Genomic DNA, 19,378 nt, shown 5'->3' with positions numbered 1-19,378 from the left:
GTTGACCATGTCTGTTGCCGTTTTTAACCGCCGCTGGGCGACGCTGCTCCTCGAAACACTGACCCGCCATCAGGTGCAACACGTTTGCATTGCGCCCGGTTCCCGCTCCACGCCGCTGACACTTGCCGCCGCAGCGCATCCACACCTTATCTGCCATACCCATTTTGATGAACGCGGCCTCGGCCATCTGGCGCTTGGGCTGGCAAAAGCCAGCGGGCAGCGTGTGGCGATCATTGTCACCTCCGGCACAGCGGTAGCCAATCTTTATCCGGCGCTGATCGAAGCCGGGCTGACCGGCGAAAAGCTGGTATTGCTCACTGCCGACCGTCCGCCGGAGCTTATCGATTGTGGCGCGAATCAGGCTATCCGCCAGACCGGCATGTTTGCCAGCCATCCTGTACACACCCTGGATTTGCCGCGTCCGACGCCGGAAATCAGTGCCCGCTGGCTGGTCTCCGCGCTGGATAATGCACTGGCGCAGCAGACACACGGCGCGGTGCATATTAACTGTCCCTTCCCCGAACCGCTGTATGGTGAAGACAGCGGTGAATATCTGGACTGGCTGCAACAGCTGGGCGACTGGTGGCAGGGGCATCAGCCGTGGCTGAATTACTCGCCGGTTGAGCATACGACCGCACAGCCAGACTGGTTTTCCTGGCGGCAAAAGCGCGGCGTGATTATTGCCGGTCGCATTTCAGCGCAGGAAAGCGAGTCCGTCGCGCGCTGGGCCGAACTACTTGGCTGGCCGCTGATCAGCGACGTTCAGGCTTCTACGGGTAACCCGCTTCCCTGTGCCGATTTATGGCTGGCTTCACCGCAGGCACAGGCTGTGCTGGCACGCGCTCAGTTGGTGATTCAGTTTGGCGGCGGTTTAACCGGTAAACGTTTACTGCAATGGCAGGCAGCGTGTGAACCCGAGGAATACTGGCTGATTGATACATTGCCGGGGCGTCAGGATCCGGCGCAGCACCGTGGCCGCAGGATACAGGCGACCGTCGCTGACTGGTTGCTGACGCATCCGGCTCAGCCACAGCCTGACTGGGCGGAAGAGCTTGGATCCTGTTCGCAACGTGCCAGTCAGGCGGTGAAAACTCATCTCGATGGCACTTTTGGAGAGGCCGCCGCCGCATGGCAGCTTCCGGCATTATTACCCGCGCACGGCCAGTTATTCCTCGGCAACAGCCTGATTGTCCGGCTGGTCGATGCCTTTGCAAAACTGCCCGCCGGTTATCCTGTTTATGCCAATCGCGGTGCAAGCGGTATTGATGGTTTGCTTTCCACCGCTGCGGGCGTGCAGCGCGCAACCTGCAAACCGACGCTGGTGCTGCTCGGCGATATCTCTGCGCTGTATGATTTGAACGCACTGGCGCTGATGCGTCAGTGCTCAGCGCCAACCGTCATCATTATCGTTAACAACAACGGCGGACAGATTTTCTCGCTGCTACCGACGCCGGAAGCTGAGCGCCAGCGATTTTACTGCATGCCGCAGAACGTCAGTTTCAGTCACGCGGCGGCGATGTTTGGTCTGGATTATGCCTGCCCGACATCAGTGCCTGCGCTGTATCAGGCTGTCAGCGAATGCTGGCAGCACGGCGGCGTGAAGCTGATCGAACTGAAAGTCAGTGAGACGGACGGAGCAGAAAGCCTGCGCACGCTGATCCGCCAGATGAGCGCATCATGACGCTGGCCTGTACTTCGCTAAATGCCGGAGCCACAGGCCGTCCGTGGCTGGTATTTCTCCATGGCCTGCTGGGCAGTGCGCAAGACTGGCAGCCGTTACAGGCGTCGCTGGAAGGCTGGCCTTGTCTTTTTATCGATTTGCCGGGACACGGGCGTTCAGCGCAATTAACCGCCGCCGGTTTTGCGGATGTCAGCCAGTTACTGACCGATACTTTGCATCAGCAGGGGATATCGTCGTACTGGCTTATTGGCTACTCGCTCGGCGGACGCATCAGTTTGTATCACGCCTGTCAGGGGGATCGCAGCGGATTGCAGGGCGTGCTGGTCGAAGGTGCGCATCCCGGGCTGACCTGTCAGGCCGAACGCGCGCAGCGTCGTCATCACGATCAGCAATGGGCGACGCGTTTTTTGCAACTGCCGTGGAAACAGGCGCTCGCCAGCTGGTATCGCCAGCCGGTGTTTTCCGGCCTGACCGATGAACAGCGACAGCAGCTGATTTTGCTGCGGGAAAACAACAATCCCCACACTGTGGCTGCGATGCTCACGGCGACATCGCTTTCTGTCCAACCCGATTTGCGCGGACAACTGCATCAGCTTTCGCTGCCCCTGATCTGGTTATGCGGCAGTCATGACACCAAATTTATTCATCTCGCGCAGAATTCCGGTTTCGAACTGCGCACTATCGCCAATGCCGGGCATAACGCCCACCGTGAAAATCCGGCGGAATTTGTCCGTCAGGCGCTGGCATATATTACTTCACCTGTCTTAAAGGACGTTGCACATGATTTATCCTGATGAAAAAGAACTTTACGCGCCGGTCGAATGGCGTGACTGCACCGGTGAGTTTGAAGATATTCGTTATCACAAATCCACCGATGGCATCGCTAAAATCACCATCAACCGCCCTCAGGTGCGTAATGCCTTCCGCCCGCTGACGGTGAAAGAAATGATCCGCGCCCTCGATGACGCCCGTAACGACGAAGGTATCGGTGTGATCGTGCTGACCGGTGAAGGCGAAAAAGCCTTCTGTGCCGGCGGTGACCAGAAAGTCCGTGGCGACTACGGCGGCTATCAGGATGCCAGCGGCGTGCATCATCTGAATGTGCTGGATTTTCAGCGCCAGATCCGCACCTGCCCGAAACCGGTTGTGGCGATGGTGGCGGGTTATTCCATCGGCGGTGGCCACGTGCTGCATATGATGTGCGACCTGACGATTGCGGCAGATAATGCCATCTTCGGCCAGACCGGCCCGAAAGTCGGATCCTTCGACGGCGGCTGGGGCGCATCCTATATGGCGCGCATCGTCGGCCAGAAAAAAGCCCGTGAAATCTGGTTCCTGTGCCGTCAGTACGACGCTAAAGCCGCGCTGGAGATGGGACTGGTCAACACCGTGGTTCCGCTGGCGGATCTGGAAAAAGAAACCGTGCGCTGGTGTCGTGAAATGCTGGAAAACAGCCCGATGGCGCTGCGTTGCCTGAAAGCGGCTCTGAACGCGGATTGCGACGGTCAGGCTGGTTTGCAGGAACTGGCGGGTAACGCCACCATGCTGTTCTACATGACTGACGAAGGTCAGGAAGGCCGCAACGCGTTTAACGAAAAACGCCAGCCGGACTTCAGCAAATTTAAGCGAAATCCATAATGCGCCGCGCCACGGTGTACCGGTATTGCCTGCCGATGGAAGCGGGCGTGGTGCTGCGCAACCAGCGTCTCAAAACGCGCGACGGGCTGCTGGTTTCATTGTGGCAGGACGATAAAACTGGCTGGGGCGAGATTGCGCCGCTGCCCGGATTTAGTCAGGAAGATTTGCCTCAAGCGCAGGAAGCCGTTCAGCATGGCCTGAGTCAGTGGATACAGGGCGCGTCGCTGACGGCGGTTGCCTCAGCATTCAGCGCGTTGCCTTCAGTGGCTTTCGGGCTGAGCTGTGCCGATGCCGAACTGCGCGATGAACTGCCGCAGGTGCTGAGTACGCGCTGTGCGCCTTTGTGCCACGGCGATCCGAATGAGCTTTATGCACGTCTCGGCGCATTACCCGCAGATGCGCATGGCCGCAAAGTCGCCAAAGTAAAAGTCGGACTGTACGAATCTGTCGGTGACGGCCTGAATGTCAGTATGCTGCTGGAAGCCTTACCGGATTTGCATCTGCGTCTCGATGCTAACCGCAGCTGGACGCCGGTGAAAGCCGCAGGATTTGCTCGCCATGTTGCGCCGGAACTGCGGTCCCGCATCACGTTTATCGAAGAACCCTGCCTGACCCGCGAACAGTCCCGCGACTTTGCCCGTCTGACCGGTATCGCAATCGCCTGGGATGAAAGCGTGCGCGAAGCCGGTTTTACCGTGCAGGCTGAGCCCGGTGTGGCGGCTATCATCATTAAACCTACGCTCACCGGTAGTCTGATGCGTTGTCGTCAGCTGATAGCGCAGGCGCACGCCGCCGGGCTGGAAGCGGTGATCAGCTCATCCATTGAATCCAGTCTGGGACTGACACAACTGGCACGTATTGCGCAGTGGCTGACACCAGATGCGGTTCCCGGTCTGGATACGCTGGATCTGATGCAGGCGCAGCTGGTTCGCCGCTGGCCGGATTCCGCGCTTCCGCTGACCGATGTTTCTGCGCTGGAGATTGTATGGCAGAGCAGATAGAGAAGCAGATAAATAGTATGGCAGAGCAAATAATGACGGACTGGCCGTGGCGGCAGAGGTCTGCGCAAACTCCTTTTGCGGTGGCGCTCAAAGCCGGAGACGTCAGCTGGTGCTGGCGCGATTTGCAGCACCGCGTTGACTCGCTGGCCGCCGGATTCATTGCGCAGGGCGTGACGGAAGGCACTGGCGTGGTGTTGCGCAGTAAAAATAATCTGGATGCGTTGCTGAGTTATCTGGCGCTGTTACAGACCGGCGCGCGTTTATTGCCGCTTAATCCGCAACTTCCTCAGACGTTATGCGATGAACTGCTTTCTCAGCTCAATATTGATTTTATGCTCGACCTGGCTGAAACGGCGCTGGGTTTAAATATCCCCGCGCTTTCGCTGCAAAATGACTGGTCCGTCAGCGCCGTGGCATGGCAACCGGATCGCGTGGCAACCCTGACGCTGACCTCCGGCTCCACGGGTTTACCTAAAGCCGCCGCGCATACCGCCTCCGCTCATCTCGCCAGTGCGGCCGGGGTGCTGAGGCTTATCAATTTTACACAGCACGACAGCTGGCTGCTCTCGTTGCCTCAATTCCACGTTTCCGGACAGGGCATCATCTGGCGCTGGTTGCTGGCTGGCGCGACGCTGGTGCTGGCCGACGGGCAACCGTTTGAAGCGGCGCTGCAGGAATGCAGCCATGCCTCACTGGTGCCGACTCAACTGTGGCGCCTGCTCAAAGGCACGCCGTTGCCTGAAAAACTCAAAGACGTCCTGCTGGGTGGGGCGCAGATCCCGCCGGAATTAACCCAGCAAGCAGAACGCGCCGGTATCCGCTGCTGGTGCGGATATGGCATGACCGAAACGGCGTCGACCGTGACGGCAAAACGGGCAGATGGATCTGCGGGCGTCGGGCTGCCGCTCAGCGGTAAAGACGTCAAAATCGTCGATCAGGAAGTCCTGATCCGCAGCGACAGTCTGGCCTGCGGTTACTGGAAAAATGGCGCGCTGACGCCGGTTGTCAGTACTGACGGCTGGTTACATACGCGTGACCGGGGAGAATGGCGGGATGGTGAACTGCTGATCGCCGGACGGCTGGATAATCTCTTTTTCAGCGGCGGGGAAGGGATACAGCCTGAAGATATCGAGAAAGTGCTGGTAAGCCATCCGCAGGTTTCTCAGGCGTTTGTGATACCGGTGGAAGATGAGCAATTTGGACAGCGGCCGGTCGCCGTGCTCGAAGCGCAAGCCGGGCTGTTGTATGAGGAACTCAATCTCTGGCTGAGCAATAAACTCCCGCGCTTTCAGTTGCCGGTGGCCTATCATTCGCTGCCTGAAACTCTTGCACAGGGTGGGATTAAAATCTCGCGGGCCAGCGTCCGCCAGTGGATAGACATGCTTTCGTAAAATATGCTTTTGCAGAAAACATTCTTTTGCAGAAAACATTCTTTTGCAAAAAACAGAAAGGGCCGCGCATTGCGGCCCTTGTCATTTATGCGGCGCTAAAATCAGTCTTTCAGAGCTTTCTCAACACCTGCACCATAAGCAGGGTCGACTTTATAGAACAGTGCGACCTGACGTGCCTGCGTGTCCGGCGACGCATGTTTCAGTTCACCGGCAATACGCGCAAACATGCGCTGATGTTCGGCTTCAGACAGCAGATTGAACAGCAGACGCGGCTGGGTGAAGTAATCGTCATCTTCACGGTGATTCCAGTGATCGGCCGCGCCTTCAATGCTCAGTGGCGGTTCGCTGAAATCAGGTTGTTCCTGGAACAGACCGGCGTTGTTTGGCTCGTAGGTCACCCCGTTGCCGCTGTTACCGTCCACACGCATTGCGCCGTCACGGTGATAATTATGGAACGGGCATTTTGGCGCGTTCACCGGGATCTGATGATGGTTCACGCCCAGACGGTAGCGGTGCGCGTCGCCGTAGGAGAACAGACGTCCCTGTAACATGCGATCTGGTGAGAAACCAATACCAGGGACCACATTCGCGGGGCTCATGGCGACCTGTTCCACTTCGGCAAAGTAGTTTTCCGGATTGCGGTTCAGTTCGAATTCACCGACTTCGATCAGCGGATAGTCGCTGTGCAGCCAGACTTTAGTCAGGTCAAACGGGTTGTACGGCAGTTTTGAGGCATCCGCTTCCGGCATGATTTGCACGAACAGCTTCCAGCGTGGGAAATCGCCACGTTCAATCGCTTCGTACAGGTCACGCTGGGAGCTTTCGCGGTCGGTACCCACCAGTTTTTCTGCTTCATCGTCCATCAGGTTTTCAATACCCTGCTGGCAGCGGAAGTGGAATTTCACCCAGAAACGTTCATTTTCTGCATTAATAAAGCTGAATGTATGGCTGCCAAAACCATGAATATGACGGTAAGAGGTGGGCAGACCGCGGTCACTGACGTCGATGGTCAGCTGATGCAGGGCTTCCGGAAGATGCGAGAAGAAGTCCCATTTATACGCCGGATTACGCAAGTTAGTGCGCGGGTCACGTTTAACGACGTGGTTCAGGTCAGGGAATTTCAGCGGGTCACGCAGATAAAACACCGGCGTATTATTGCCGACTAAATCCCAGTTACCTTCTTCGGTGTAAAACTTCATTGAGAAACCGCGGATATCACGCTCTGCATCTGCCGCACCGCGTTCACCGGCCACCGTTGAGAAACGGATAAACATGTCAGTTTGCTTGCCAATTTCGGAGAAGATTTTCGCGCGGGTGTAAGCGGTAATATCGTGGGTGACGGTAAATGTACCGTGAGCGCCGGAACCTTTCGCGTGCATACGGCGCTCAGGGATCACTTCGCGGTCGAAGTGCGCTAATTTCTCAAGAAACCAGACATCCTGCAGAAGTAACGGGCCACGGCGACCCGCCGTTATTACGTTATTATTATCGACGACGGGCGCGCCAGCGGCAGTAGTTAAACCTTTCTTGGTCATAACAAATTCCTTCCAGTGAAAACGGGGTGTGTAGGTAAAAGAAGCGTTGTAGATCGTTAACATTCCGTGTTTGCGGGTTGCTCTCCTAAGCCAAATTAACTCTACCCATTACAAATAAACCATATGTTGATCAGGGGCAAATAGGTGGGAGTTATCATTTCGATGGGAAAACTTCGTTTCATCAATGAGAACGATGTTTCTTACAATTTTCTATGCTCCGCTGAATGTTTAAAAGTCCCAAAAAGTTGTTACAACAGAGTGAATTGCTTTAGACTTCGGGCGGAAGATTTAATGTCGTTTAGCTATTATTTGGGAAAAATAATGAAAAAGATCCTTGTCGCTGGCGCCGCTGCCAGCCTGATGTTTGCCGCGGCTTCTGCGAACGCCATCAGTGTTAACGGTGAAGTCGGCGAACACTACACGCACCTGGGCGTGGGCTTTGGTACCACTTCTCCGGGACTGGCTCTGAGCGGTGATTACACTCACAACGATGACGACGGTGATGTGGCTGGCGTTGGTTTAGGTTACAACATTCCTTTAGGGCCTTTCATGGCAACCGTTGGCGGTAAAGGTCTGTATACCAATCCGAAAGACGGCGACGAAGGTTACGCGGCTGCGGTCGGCGGTGGTCTGCAATTGCCAATCGCAAAAATGTTCACCCTGTACGGTGACTATTACTATTCCCCGGATTCACTCTCCAGCGGCATCGCAAACTATGAAGAAGCGAACGCAGGCATCCGTCTGACCGCCATTCCACTGGTGACCGTGAGCGTGGGTTACCGCTACATGGCGATGGACGGCAAAGACGGCAACCGCGATAACGTGGTGGCAGATGGCGCGTATTTAGGTGGCGCGATCAACTTCTAAATACCCGTCATCTTTCAAGTTGCAGATGCGTTAGCTGTACTTGCTCACCCCGGTCACTGACCTGTGTCAGCTCCCGGGGATTCGCGCGCTTGCCGCCTTCCTGCACCATGAAATCTTTTGGGTATTACTCTGTTTAAAGCCTGCTTAGCAGGCTTTTTTATTGTCTGTAATATCACTTTGTGCCCCAAAGATTGTTTTTCTGTCTCAGCCTTTCTACAGTGGAATGACAAAAAACAGAAGGAGAACGGGATGCTTAGGGTTGAGATGCTGAGTACGGGTGATGAAGTGCTGCACGGCCAGATTGTGGATACCAATTCGGCGTGGCTGGCGAATTATCTGTTCGAACAGGGTTTACCGATGACCAGCCGTGAAACCGTGGGCGACAGCCTGGACGCGCTGGTGGCTGTTCTCGAAGAACGCAGCCATATCGCCGATGTGCTGATCGTGAACGGCGGCTTAGGGCCAACGACGGATGATTTAAGCGCGCTGGCTGCGGCGAAAGCCTGCGGCGTTGAGCTGGTTGAAGATGCCGGCTGGATTAAAACCATGCAGGCGTTCTTTAACGAACGTGGCCGCCCGATGGCCGAATCTAATCGCAAACAGGCGCAGATCCCGGCCAATGCTGAGTTACTGGATAACCCGGTCGGCACTGCCTGCGGCTTCAGCGTCAAGCTCAACCGTTGTCAGATTTTCTTCACCCCGGGCGTGCCTTCTGAATTCAAAGTGATGGTGGAGCAGCAAATCGTTCCGCGTCTGCATAAACAATTTCCGGCGCTGGAAGCCCCGCTTTGTCTGCGTCTCACGACGTTTGGTCGTGGTGAAAGTGATCTTGCGACGGAGCTGGATAAACTCGAACTGCCGGAAGGCGTGGTGATGGGGTACCGTTCATCATCACCGATTATCGAGCTGAAAGTCACTGGTCCGCGCTCGCAGGAAGCAGTCATGCACAAAGCGTTTGAGCGCGTGCGTGAAGTGGCGGGGGAGAGCACCATTTTCGAAGGACTCGGCAGCCTGCCGGATCGTCTGGCGGAGCGTCTGCTGGCGCAGGATTTACGTCTGGCGGTCAGCGAAAGTTTCACCGGTGGCCTGCTGAACTGGCGTCTGCAAAGCGCCGGCGTTCCGCTGGTCAACGGCGAGTTATTGCCACAGGGCGACGAAGCCTCACCAGAGAAATCCCTCGAATGCCTGCTGGCGCGCGCGCAGAGTCTGGCAGAAACCACCGGCGCACAACTGGCTCTTGCCGTCGGTGCGCTGTCAGGGGATCAACTCAGTCTGGCGCTTCATACGCCATCCGGCACCAGCGGATTAACCATTCGTTATACCGCCACGCGTCACGGTCTGGCTTTACGGCAGGAGACGATGGCAATGGTGGCGATGGATCTTCTCAGGCGTTACCTGAACGGGTGGGAACCGGTGGCGGATTACCCGTGGTTGGATCGGGTCGCTAAGGTTTAGCTTTTACAAAAGCCAGGTCAAGACCTTGGGTTGCCAGCCAAACTGGCCTTAAGATCAAGGTCGTGGGCGTCGGCCCACACCGACTTAGGGGACGGCTTATCGCCGCCGCCCCCCAAGCCCCCCCGGGCTCTTTCACTGCGCGCTATCGCGGGCACGACGGACATGTTTCTGACGCAATTGTAGGTGGCGCAAAATGTCATCGCTTCGCGATTCCCGAATTTCAGGTTTCGAGCCATAGGTCTCGAACCGTTCATTCGGTGCCATTTTTGAGCACGCCAATCAACTTATTTAAAAGATGAAAAATAGTCTGTCTTTGAATTTAAGATCGTGCGGGCGATTCAGAAATTTTGCTGAACGGAGCGGCTTCGAGACCTATGGCTCGAAGACCGAGAGAAGGTACCGCGCAGCGGCAAGATTTCCAGCCTGTCCCAGTGATACCTGAAACATAGTGTCTGGCGGAGCGCGCAGTGAAAAAGCGGGGGAGTCCAGAGGGCGCGCGCTTACGCGTCCTCTGGTCGGTGTGGGCCGAAGCCCACGACCTTAGGTCAGTTTGGGCGGCGAGCCCAATATCTTGATGTTGAAGGCTAAAAGCTAAAGGCAGGCATGGGCAGCAGCCCATCAAAATGCAATCTCAATATCCCCAACCGGCATGCAACAACACGGCAAAATCTCGCCGTCAGAGATGAACGCTAAAGGTTTCTCACTGTACTCAACGGCACCGTTGATCAGCTTCATCCGGCAAGATCCGCAATAACCTTCGCGACACTGGTATTCCACTTCAACCTGATGATGTTCAAACACTTCCAGCAAATTCCGGTGCTCTGACTTACACGCCAGTTGCTGGCCATTTGCTGAAAGTGTGATGGTTCTGTCCGTCATTTACAGCTCGAAATCACTCAGGTCGTCTGCGTGAACTTCAGAATCGATCTGACCCACGAGATAGGAGCTCACTTCCACTTCCTGCGGCGCAACCTGCACGTTATCAGACACCAGCCAGGCGTTGATCCACGGGATTGGGTTGGAACGGGTTTTGAACGGCGCGTCCAGACCCACAGCCTGCATACGGATGTTGGTGATGTATTCCACGTACTGACACAGAATGTCTTTGTTCAGGCCAATCATCGAACCGTCTTTGAACAGGTATTCCGCCCAGTCTTTTTCCTGCTGTGCCGCGAGCACGAACAGGTCGTGACATTCCTGCTGACATTCCAGCGCGATTTCTGCCATTTCCGGGTCGTCCTGACCTGAACGCAGCAGGTTCAGTGCGTGCTGAGTACCGGTCAGATGCAGGGCTTCGTCACGGGCAATCATCTTGATGATTTTTGCGTTGCCTTCCATCAGTTCACGTTCAGCGAACGCAAATGAACAGGCGAAGCTGACGTAAAAACGGACGGCTTCCAGCGCGTTCACGCTCATCAGACAGATGTAGAGTTTTTTCTTCAGCTCACGCAGGTTTACCACGACCGTTTTGCCGTTGACCTGATGCGTGCCTTCGCCCAGCAGATGGTAGTAGCTGGTCATCTCGATCAGTGTGTCGTAATAACCCGAGATGTCTTTCGCACGCTTGAGGATCTCTTCGTTGGTGACGATATCGTCAAACACAATCGCCGGATCGTTCACGATGTTACGGATAATGTGTGTGTAAGAGCGTGAGTGAATGGTTTCTGAAAACGCCCAGGTTTCGACCCAGGTTTCCAGTTCAGGAATAGAAATCAGGGGTAACAGTGCCACGTTCGGGCTGCGACCCTGAATGGAATCGAGCAGCGTCTGGTATTTCAGATTGCTCAGGAAGATGTGTTTTTCGTGATCCGGTAACGCCTGAAAATCGATACGGTCGCGGGAAACATCAATCTCTTCCGGACGCCAGAAGAAGGACAGCTGCTTTTCGATCAGTTTTTCAAAGATTTCATGCTTCTGCTGGTCGAAACGGGCAACGTTAACCGACTGGCCAAAGAACATTGGCTCAAGAAGCTGATCGTTTTTATTCTGGGAAAAAGTACTGTAAGCCATAACTTCCTCGACATTCTCGGCAAAAACCCCCTGACGGGGGTTTTGAATAATATATTTAGTTAAAACAGATGATTAGATTTTGCAGGCGCCGCTTTCGCAGTCGTCAGCCACGTCGGCTTTCATATCTTCCTGCACATCATCAGCACCGTCGCGGGTGTTCTGATAATACAGCGTTTTGACGCCAAATTTGTAGGCTGTCAGCAAGTCTTTCAACAACTGTTTCATCGGCACTTTACTGTTCGGGAAGCGCGACGGGTCATAGTTGGTGTTGGACGAAATCGCCTGATCGATGAATTTCTGCATCACGCCAACCAGTTGCAGATAGCCGTCGTTGTTCGGCATATCCCACAGCAGTTCGTACTGATCTTTCAGACGCTCATACTCCGGCACGACCTGACGCAGGATCCCGTCTTTCGACGCTTTAATACTGATATGGCCGCGCGGTGGCTCGATACCGTTGGTAGCGTTGGAGATCTGCGAAGAGGTCTCGGACGGCATCAGCGCAGACAGCGTGGAGTTACGCAGGCCGTGCGTTTTGATGCTTTCACGCAGCGTATCCCAGTCCAGATGCAACGGCTCGTTGCAAATCGCATCCAGATCTTTCTTGTAGGTATCCACCGGCATGATGCCCTGTGAATAAGTGGTTTCATTGAACCACTGGCACGCGCCTTGCTCTTTCGCCAGTTCGTTCGACGCTTTCAGCAGGTAATACTGAATGGCTTCAAACGTTTTGTGCGTGAGGTTGTTTGCGCTGCCGTCGGAATAACGCACGCCGTTTTTCGCCAGATAGTAAGCGTAGTTAATCACGCCGATACCCAGAGTACGACGACCCATCGCGCCACGTTTTGCGGCTTTAATCGGGTAATCCTGATAATCGAGCAGGGCGTCGAGGGCACGAACCGCCAGAACCGCCAGTTCTTCCAGATCGTCCAGGCTTTCAATAGCGCCGAGGTTGAAGGCAGACAGCGTACACAGCGCGATTTCGCCGTTTTCGTCGTTAACATCATCCAGCGGTTTGGTTGGCAGCGCGATTTCCAGACACAGGTTGGACTGGCGAACAGGCGCGATAGCCGGATCAAACGGGCTATGCGTGTTGCAGTGGTCAACGTGCTGAATGTAGATACGTCCGGTAGAAGCACGTTCCTGCATCATCAGCGAGAACAGTTCAACCGCTTTCACTTTCTGCTTACGGATGCTGGCGTCCTGCTCGTATTTTTCATACAGACGCTCGAACTCGTCCTGATCGGCAAAGAATGCATCGTACAGGCCAGGCACGTCAGACGGGCTGAACAGGGTGATGTCGCCGCCTTTCACCAGACGCTGATACATCAGTTTGTTGATCTGCACGCCATAGTCCATATGACGGACGCGGTTGCCTTCAACACCACGGTTGTTTTTCAGAACCAGCAGGCTTTCGACTTCCAGATGCCACATCGGGTAGAACAGCGTCGCTGCGCCGCCACGCACGCCACCCTGAGAACAGGATTTCACCGCGGTCTGGAAATGTTTATAGAACGGGATACAACCGGTGTGGAACGCTTCACCGCCACGGATCGGGCTACCCAGCGCACGGATGCGACCGGCGTTGATGCCGATACCGGCACGTTGGGAAACGTATTTCACGATGGCGCTGGAGGTGGCATTAATGGAATCCAGGCTGTCGCCACATTCGATCAGAACACAAGAACTGAACTGACGGGTTGGGGTGCGCACGCCGGACATGATTGGCGTAGGCAGAGAAATTTTGAAGGTAGAAATCGCGTCGTAGAAACGTTTGATGTAATCCAGACGGGTTTCGCGCGGGTAGCCGGAGAACAGGCATGCCGCGACCAGAATGTACAGGAACTGTGCGCTTTCGTAGATATCGCCGGTCACGCGGTTCTGTGCCAGATATTTCCCTTCCAGCTGCTTAACCGCCGCGTAGGAGAAATTCATGTCACGCCAGTGGTCAATAAAACTGTCCATCTGCTCGAACTCTTCAGTCGTGTAGTCTTCCAGCAGATGTCTGTCGTATTTACCCATTTCAACCATGCGGGTCACCTGGTCGATCAGTTTTGGTGGTTCAAACTGGCCGTAGGCTTTTTTACGCAGGTGGAAGATAGCCAGACGTGCAGCCAGATATTGATAATCCGGTGCATCTTTAGAGATCAGGTCAGCCGCTGCTTTGATAATGGTTTCGTGAATGTCAGCGGTTTTGATTCCGTCATAGAACTGGATGTGTGAACGAAGTTCTACCTGAGAAACTGATACGTTTTGAAGACCTTCCGCTGCCCAGTCAATGACACGGTGGATTTTATCAAGATTGATGCGTTCTGTGCGGCCATCACGTTTAGTTACAAGCAGACTTTGGTTCATTCGGGGCGATACCTCAAAGGTTTATAAAGGGTCTGACCTGGCCGCGTAAAACACGCGCAGCAGCACAAGAGGTCCCTAGTGTGCTGGTCAGGATATAAACACAATATATTGTGGGTTTGTTATTTTCTGATGACAAGATAGTGACTGAATGGCCCTTTTGCAAGTGAACAAAACGGGCAGATTTGTGGATAAGTTGGGGAGAAATTTTTGAGCCCTGCCTGAAGAGTCCGCCATTGCTGGCGCGACAATCCTGTCAATATCTGAGATACGATTTTCTTATATTTTTAAGAAAGGTGATCGACTGCCGGTTTATTAAACGTTAGAAAAAAACGCTATATTGATCTGGATAACTATTCTAAAAAATCATGTTGCGGCGTCCCCGCGAACCAACGCGTTAAAAACTAACGTTTTAACCCTTTCATGCCCCATTCCTTAACGCAAATCCTGCCCATCAGGCCGAAAAAATGACTTGCAACTGCTGACGATTTGGCGTTACCGCATTGCCGGCAAGGCGCGCCGGGACAACATCAGAACCCTTCTTTTATCCACTTTTCTGAAAAATGCACTTTTGAGGAAAATGAGCCGTATTATAAATACATATCATGAATAAATGATGTTGTTTACATATTCTAAATTTATCATTAAGTGGCCTCCCTGCCGCGTGAGTATTAACTTTCCCGCTCTTCATCAGGCGCGGGAATGAATTTGAATGATGTTCAATAAAGTAACGGTGTGTTTATTTTTAGCCTTTAATTTACTGCCATTGGCAGACGTTGTTTTTGCTGAAACGCTGCCGGCTTGTTCGGGTATGCAAATCACCGAAAGCTGTCATGCAAATGCTACCACTCTGGGAAATGAAACACTCAACACCTACACCGTTGCTGACGGGGCTGAAATGCAGTTCTCCGGGCTGACGGTCTCAGACGCATCCGGCGGCGCTGTCCATCTGGACAGCAATACGTCACTGGCGATCATTCCTGAAAACTCTACCGGTTATAGCCTGTTCTCCCAAAATAAAAGCAATGGCAGCGGCGGGGCGATTTATGCCAATGAAAACTCTTCCGTTTATTTAGAAAATACGGATTTTACGGATAATGTTGCCAATGATTATGGCGGCGCCATTTATATGAATGGTTCGAATGACCGTGGTGTGGGTGATCTCACCATTATCAATGGCGTATTTTCAGGCAATATTGCCAGTGAAGGAAAGGGCGGTGCCATCTATTCCCTGAATAACAAAGTTCGCCTGACGAATGTTTTATTTGAGGATAATCAGGCGAAAACCAGCGGAAACGGCAACAACGGTAATGGCAGCGGCGGCGCGATCGACGCCACTGATAATACGACGGACTCTAACGGCAACCTGGTAATCACCAACAGCGAATTTACCGGCAATCAGGCAGAGGGTCAGGGCGGCGCGATTTATACTGACAGTGCGTCCACGCCATTCCTCGTCGATATCAATATTGATGAAAATTATGAAGATAACGACGGCGTGGCGTACTACCACGATAATGTTGCGTACAGCTACGGTAATGATGCGGACGCGGGTGGCGGTGGTTTCATGTACCTCGGCCAAAGCGAGGCCGATTTTGATATTGCCAAAGATAAAACGCTGATCATCGGCAACACGGCTAATGAAGGTGCTTATGACTCTATTGCGGGTGAAGGGGCTATTTTCAAACGCGGCGAGGGTGAACTGGTACTGAATGCTGATAACAGTGGCTTTACCGGCATCTTCCAGGTCTTAGAAGGTACGGTCACGCTCGGGCGTGACAACACCTTAATTAACGTGGGCGATAACCATTGCCAGACTGAACCGGATTCCTGTCAGGGCATAATATTAGGCAGTGACACTGCCGCGAATGATACCGCGATCCTCAATGTCGGCAGTACCCAGCAAACCTTCAAAAATACCTTTACCGGCTACGAAAACAGCACGCTGAATATTGATGCTGGCGGTAATGTCATTGTTAACAGCGGCTACATGGCGGGGACAACCACTGGGGCTGGCGACCTGACCGTGGCTGAAAATGGCAGTTTCACCCTGAGCGGCGCGCAGTCCATGGGGCTGGAGGGCGATATTGTGGTGGAGCAAAATGCGGTTCTCAGCCTGCAGGGAGATGCGGATGATTTAGCCCTGTTGCAGGCGGATCCGCAGTCCATTGTGTTAGACGGCGGTGTACTGGATTTATCAGATATGTCGACGTTTAACGGTACAACGAATCAGATAAACGACGGCCTGACGATCACCGGTTCCGGCGGCACGGTGATTGGCAATGCCGATCTGGTTACGCTCGGGGCGGGCACCGGTTATCACATTGGTGACGGTACCTCAGCCGGTGACGGCGTTTATGCGGTGATTAATGCCGGAAACGGACGTGTCACGCTGGCGGATAACAATGCTTATCTGGGCACAACACAAATCGCCTCCGGCACTTTGCAGGTCACCGCTAATTCTCAGCTGGGCGATGAAACGTATAACCGGCAGGTGATTTTCACCGATCCGGCACAGGCCAGTACGCTGGAAGTTGCTGCTCCTGGCGATGCCAGCGGACAGGTCGATACCACATCAGCACAGACCGGTAAGGCGCGGGACATTGAAATGCGGGCCTCAGGGACGATGCAGGTGGACGACGGCGTGACCACGCAATGGGGCGGCTTAACGGCTGACAGCACCGGCGGGCAGGCGGACGTTAACAGCACGTTCACCAAAACCGGTAACGGTACGCTGATACTCAGTGATTCAGGCAGCAGTCATTCCGCTGTGCGTGTCGAACAGGGCAGCTTGCAGGGCGGCGCTGAAAATATTATCGCTGACGCCTCTTCATTGTATGTCGGTGAAAATGCCGCGTTCGTCACCGGCATGGATCAGCAGGTGCGAAGCATCGATACAGATTCCGCTGGTACGGTGTTGATTTCCGATGACACTCAGCTGGTACTGACCCATCAGGACACGGCTTCGGCGCTGGATGCCAGCCTGTTTACCGGCACGGGCGGCACGCTGGTGAATGCCACGTCCGGCATGAGTCTGCAAGGCACGCTGAACACCAATATGTCCCTTGATGCCTTAACCTATCTGGCCGGTGTCACGGTGAATGGCAATCTGGATAACAGCGCAGGAACCGCCAGCATGCAAAATGGCACAGCGGGCGATACGCTGACGGTGAACGGTGATTACACCGGCGGCGGCACCGTGGTGCTGGAAACCGAGCTGAACGGCGATACATCGGCTACCGATCAACTGATCCTCAATGGCAATACCTCAGGAGATACTGCCCTGGCGATTGTGCCGGTCGGCGGTATCGGACAGGCCACGCAGAATGGCATCAAAGTTGTCGATTTTGTTGCCGATCCGCAAAGCTATAACAACGCAGCCGATTTCCATCTGGCGGGCAATCAGCAATATATCAATATGGGCGCCTACGATTATTCGCTGGTGCAGGATAATCAGGACTGGTATCTGCGTTCGCAGGTGGTGACGCCTGATCCGCAACCTGAGCCCGATCCTGATGTCCAGCCACAACCAACACCGCAGCCACAACCTGTGCCAGCCTCTGGCGGGGAAGATTTTTCACCGGTGCTGAACCCTAAAATGGGCGGCTATATGAGCAACCTGCGCATTGCCAATAATGCGTTCAGCATGACAGCACAAGATCACGCCGGTGCGGCAGATGACAACATCAAATTGCGTGTGGTGACTGCGCATGAAAGTTCCACATTCAGCAATCAGATTGACAGCAGTAATGACACTACCGTCGCGCAGATCAGCACCAATTTCCTGCGCGATAATGTAGGTGACGGCGAAATTCTGGCCGGTATCGTCGGCGGTTACAGTAACAGCCACGGCGACAGCACCAGCGCGCTGACCGGGCGAAAATCAGATAATGATATTCAGGGATACGCCGCAGGGCTGACCGCTTCCTGGTATCAGGATGCGCAGGCGCATCAGGGAGCCTATCTCGACAGCTGGCTGCAATATGCCTGGTTTGATAACAGCGTCAGCGAAGACGGCACGGGTGACGATAATTATCACTCTTCCGGTCTTCTGGCCTCGCTGGAAGGCGGTTACCGCTTCACCCTGATGCAGGGAAATCAGTGGAACTGGACCTTGCTACCGCAGGCGCAGGTGATTTATCAGGGGGTGAAGCAGAAAGACTTTACCGCCTCGAATCAGTCGAAAGTGACACAAGAGGGCGATAATAACGTTCAGACGCGCTTAGGATTGCGCAGCGAATGGGATATTCAGACGGCACCGGCGCTGCATCTCAAACCTTTTATCGAAGCGAATTATCGCCATAACAGTGCGGAAACGGCGCTGAATGTCGATGGCGTGAATTTTACCGACAACACCGCAAAAGACAGTGCGGAACTGAGTGCCGGGGTCAGTGGCAATCTGGGCGCAAATACCACGGTCTGGGGCAAAATCGGACAGCAAAAAGGGTCGGATGATTTTTCGCAAACCGAAGGCTCAGTCGGGTTGACTGTCCGCTGGTAAAACGGCTGGAAAGAAAGCATAAAAAAAGGGTGACAGACGGATCTGTCACCCTTTTTTGCTGGCCTTATTTTACAGGGCCTGCGTGTGGATCATGTAGTTCACATCTACATTTGGCCCGAGCTTGAAATGGTCGGTCAGCGGGTTGTAGTGCAGACCCATAATGTGACGCTCAAACAGCGATGTGCGGTCGATCATACCCAGCAATTCAGAAGGCTTGATGAATTTCTTGATGTCGTGCGTGCCCTTAGGCACCATTTTCAGCACATACTCAGCGCCGAAAATCGCCATCAGCCAGGCTTTATTGTTACGGTTGATGGTAGAGAAGAACACATGACCGCCGGGTTTCACCAGACGCGCGCAGGCGGCAACGACAGAAGCCGGATCCGGCACGTGCTCGAGCATTTCCATGCAGGTCACCACATCATATTGCTGCGGATGTGCGTCGGCATGAGATTCTACCGTTTCCTGTACGTAATCCACTTTCACGCCACTTTCCAGCGCATGTAAACGTGCCACCTGTAATGGCTCACCGCCCATGTCCAGACCGGTAACATTCGCACCTGCTACCGCCATGCTTTCACTCAAAATCCCGCCACCACAACCTACATCCAGCACGTTTTTGCCGAACAGGCCATCAGCACGTTCGAGAATGTAGTTCAGGCGCAGCGGATTGATACGGTGCAGCGGTTTGAATTCGCCTTCCAGATCCCACCAGCGCGAGGCGACGGCTTCAAATTTGGCGATTTCTTCGTGGTCGATGTTTTGCGGTTTTGCAGACGGTGTGGTTGTCATGAGCGTGAGTAACTCCTTATCACTTGATTAGCGGATTATACATATTCCATCTGCTTTGGCTCAGTTTTGTCGTTTTGGTTAATGTTTATACGAAATGAAGCCCTGCGTGCAAAGGTTTGAAACGCGTTGGATAATAGTACGCAAAAGGGGGCGGT

At 54.1% G+C, this 19,378-nt stretch carries 13 protein-coding genes; 8 read left to right on the top strand and 5 right to left on the bottom strand.

The window, feature by feature from the left end:
- Positions 1-7: 7 nt before the first annotated feature.
- The 5 genes from menD to menE are packed head-to-tail and all read left to right on the top strand — an operon-like array spanning position 8 to position 5,711.
- Positions 8-1,681 carry a 2-succinyl-5-enolpyruvyl-6-hydroxy-3-cyclohexene-1-carboxylic-acid synthase gene (gene menD / locus EC840_RS12480; RefSeq protein WP_113877052.1) on the top strand — a complete coding sequence of 558 codons (1,674 nt, stop codon included), beginning with the start codon at positions 8-10 and terminating at the stop codon, positions 1,679-1,681.
- Complete coding sequence (menH, locus tag EC840_RS12475) at positions 1,678-2,475, top strand: 2-succinyl-6-hydroxy-2,4-cyclohexadiene-1-carboxylate synthase (protein ID WP_132965567.1); 798 nt, start codon at positions 1,678-1,680, stop codon at positions 2,473-2,475. The genes menD and menH overlap by 4 nt, the downstream gene beginning before the upstream one ends.
- A complete protein-coding gene (menB, locus tag EC840_RS12470; protein WP_112289949.1) occupies positions 2,462-3,319 on the top strand; it encodes a 1,4-dihydroxy-2-naphthoyl-CoA synthase in 858 nt (285 codons plus the stop codon). Before menH ends, menB begins: the two co-directional genes overlap by 14 nt.
- A complete protein-coding gene (gene menC / locus EC840_RS12465) occupies positions 3,319-4,320 on the top strand; it encodes an o-succinylbenzoate synthase (RefSeq protein WP_132965565.1) in 1,002 nt (333 codons plus the stop codon). Before menB ends, menC begins: the two co-directional genes overlap by 1 nt.
- A 17-nt stretch (positions 4,321-4,337) precedes the next feature.
- Positions 4,338-5,711, top strand: coding sequence for an o-succinylbenzoate--CoA ligase (gene menE / locus EC840_RS12460; RefSeq protein ID WP_132965669.1), 1,374 nt, complete (start codon positions 4,338-4,340; stop codon positions 5,709-5,711).
- Positions 5,712-5,812: 101 nt separating this feature from the next.
- Here the strand turns inward: menE and EC840_RS12455 are convergent, their stop codons facing one another.
- Positions 5,813-7,246: a catalase gene (locus EC840_RS12455; RefSeq protein WP_113877056.1), complete on the bottom strand. Its 1,434-nt coding sequence runs from the start codon at positions 7,244-7,246 to the stop codon at positions 5,813-5,815.
- A gap of 321 nt (positions 7,247-7,567) precedes the next feature.
- On the opposite strand from EC840_RS12455, the gene EC840_RS12450 reads away from it, so the two are divergent.
- Both EC840_RS12450 and EC840_RS12445 read left to right on the top strand, forming a co-directional pair.
- Positions 7,568-8,113, top strand: coding sequence for a YfaZ family outer membrane protein (locus EC840_RS12450; protein WP_112289960.1), 546 nt, complete (start codon positions 7,568-7,570; stop codon positions 8,111-8,113).
- A gap of 249 nt (positions 8,114-8,362) precedes the next feature.
- Entirely contained in the window at positions 8,363-9,568 is a 1,206-nt protein-coding gene (locus EC840_RS12445; RefSeq protein ID WP_132965563.1) for a nicotinamide mononucleotide deamidase-related protein YfaY, read from the top strand.
- A gap of 618 nt (positions 9,569-10,186) precedes the next feature.
- On the opposite strand, the gene yfaE is transcribed toward EC840_RS12445, so the two are convergent.
- From yfaE to nrdA, 3 genes are all read right to left on the bottom strand, one after another.
- On the bottom strand, positions 10,187-10,447 hold the full coding sequence (gene yfaE / locus EC840_RS12440; protein WP_113877058.1) for a class I ribonucleotide reductase maintenance protein YfaE: 261 nt from the start codon (positions 10,445-10,447) through the stop codon (positions 10,187-10,189).
- Complete coding sequence (nrdB, locus tag EC840_RS12435) at positions 10,448-11,578, bottom strand: class Ia ribonucleoside-diphosphate reductase subunit beta (RefSeq protein WP_013574613.1); 1,131 nt, start codon at positions 11,576-11,578, stop codon at positions 10,448-10,450.
- Between the two features lie 72 nt (positions 11,579-11,650).
- Positions 11,651-13,933 (bottom strand): class 1a ribonucleoside-diphosphate reductase subunit alpha, encoded by a 2,283-nt coding sequence (gene nrdA, locus EC840_RS12430; RefSeq protein ID WP_112289500.1) that lies wholly within the window; start codon positions 13,931-13,933, stop codon positions 11,651-11,653.
- Between the two features lie 709 nt (positions 13,934-14,642).
- Between nrdA and EC840_RS12425 the strand changes: the two genes are divergently transcribed.
- Positions 14,643-18,431 carry an autotransporter outer membrane beta-barrel domain-containing protein gene (locus EC840_RS12425; RefSeq protein WP_132965561.1) on the top strand — a complete coding sequence of 1,263 codons (3,789 nt, stop codon included), beginning with the start codon at positions 14,643-14,645 and terminating at the stop codon, positions 18,429-18,431.
- Between the two features lie 69 nt (positions 18,432-18,500).
- Here EC840_RS12425 and ubiG read toward each other — a convergent pair whose 3' ends face one another.
- Positions 18,501-19,223 carry a bifunctional 2-polyprenyl-6-hydroxyphenol methylase/3-demethylubiquinol 3-O-methyltransferase UbiG gene (gene ubiG / locus EC840_RS12420; protein WP_112289498.1) on the bottom strand — a complete coding sequence of 241 codons (723 nt, stop codon included), beginning with the start codon at positions 19,221-19,223 and terminating at the stop codon, positions 18,501-18,503.
- Between the last annotated feature and the right edge of the window lie 155 nt (positions 19,224-19,378).

The sequence above is a fragment of the Rahnella sp. JUb53 genome (assembly GCF_004346065.1).
GTDB lineage: Bacteria > Pseudomonadota > Gammaproteobacteria > Enterobacterales > Enterobacteriaceae > Rahnella > Rahnella variigena.
Note: the sequence above shows the minus strand (reverse complement) of the source record. Positions and strands in the feature narration are given on the sequence as shown.

What these genes read in the sequence shown, in the direction of transcription:
- menC (WP_132965565.1), top strand. Translation starts at nt 3,319, where the DNA reads ATGCGCCGCGCCACGGTGTACCGGTATTGCCTGCCGATGGAAGCGGGC.
- nrdA (WP_112289500.1), bottom strand. Translation starts at nt 13,933, where the DNA reads ATGAACCAAAGTCTGCTTGTAACTAAACGTGATGGCCGCACAGAACGC.
- menD (WP_113877052.1), top strand. Translation starts at nt 8, where the DNA reads ATGTCTGTTGCCGTTTTTAACCGCCGCTGGGCGACGCTGCTCCTCGAA.
- nrdB (WP_013574613.1), bottom strand. Translation starts at nt 11,578, where the DNA reads ATGGCTTACAGTACTTTTTCCCAGAATAAAAACGATCAGCTTCTTGAG.
- EC840_RS12455 (WP_113877056.1), bottom strand. Translation starts at nt 7,246, where the DNA reads ATGACCAAGAAAGGTTTAACTACTGCCGCTGGCGCGCCCGTCGTCGAT.
- ubiG (WP_112289498.1), bottom strand. Translation starts at nt 19,223, where the DNA reads ATGACAACCACACCGTCTGCAAAACCGCAAAACATCGACCACGAAGAA.
- yfaE (WP_113877058.1), bottom strand. Translation starts at nt 10,447, where the DNA reads ATGACGGACAGAACCATCACACTTTCAGCAAATGGCCAGCAACTGGCG.
- EC840_RS12425 (WP_132965561.1), top strand. Translation starts at nt 14,643, where the DNA reads ATGATGTTCAATAAAGTAACGGTGTGTTTATTTTTAGCCTTTAATTTA.
- EC840_RS12445 (WP_132965563.1), top strand. Translation starts at nt 8,363, where the DNA reads ATGCTTAGGGTTGAGATGCTGAGTACGGGTGATGAAGTGCTGCACGGC.
- menB (WP_112289949.1), top strand. Translation starts at nt 2,462, where the DNA reads ATGATTTATCCTGATGAAAAAGAACTTTACGCGCCGGTCGAATGGCGT.
- menE (WP_132965669.1), top strand. Translation starts at nt 4,338, where the DNA reads ATGGCAGAGCAAATAATGACGGACTGGCCGTGGCGGCAGAGGTCTGCG.
- EC840_RS12450 (WP_112289960.1), top strand. Translation starts at nt 7,568, where the DNA reads ATGAAAAAGATCCTTGTCGCTGGCGCCGCTGCCAGCCTGATGTTTGCC.
- menH (WP_132965567.1), top strand. Translation starts at nt 1,678, where the DNA reads ATGACGCTGGCCTGTACTTCGCTAAATGCCGGAGCCACAGGCCGTCCG.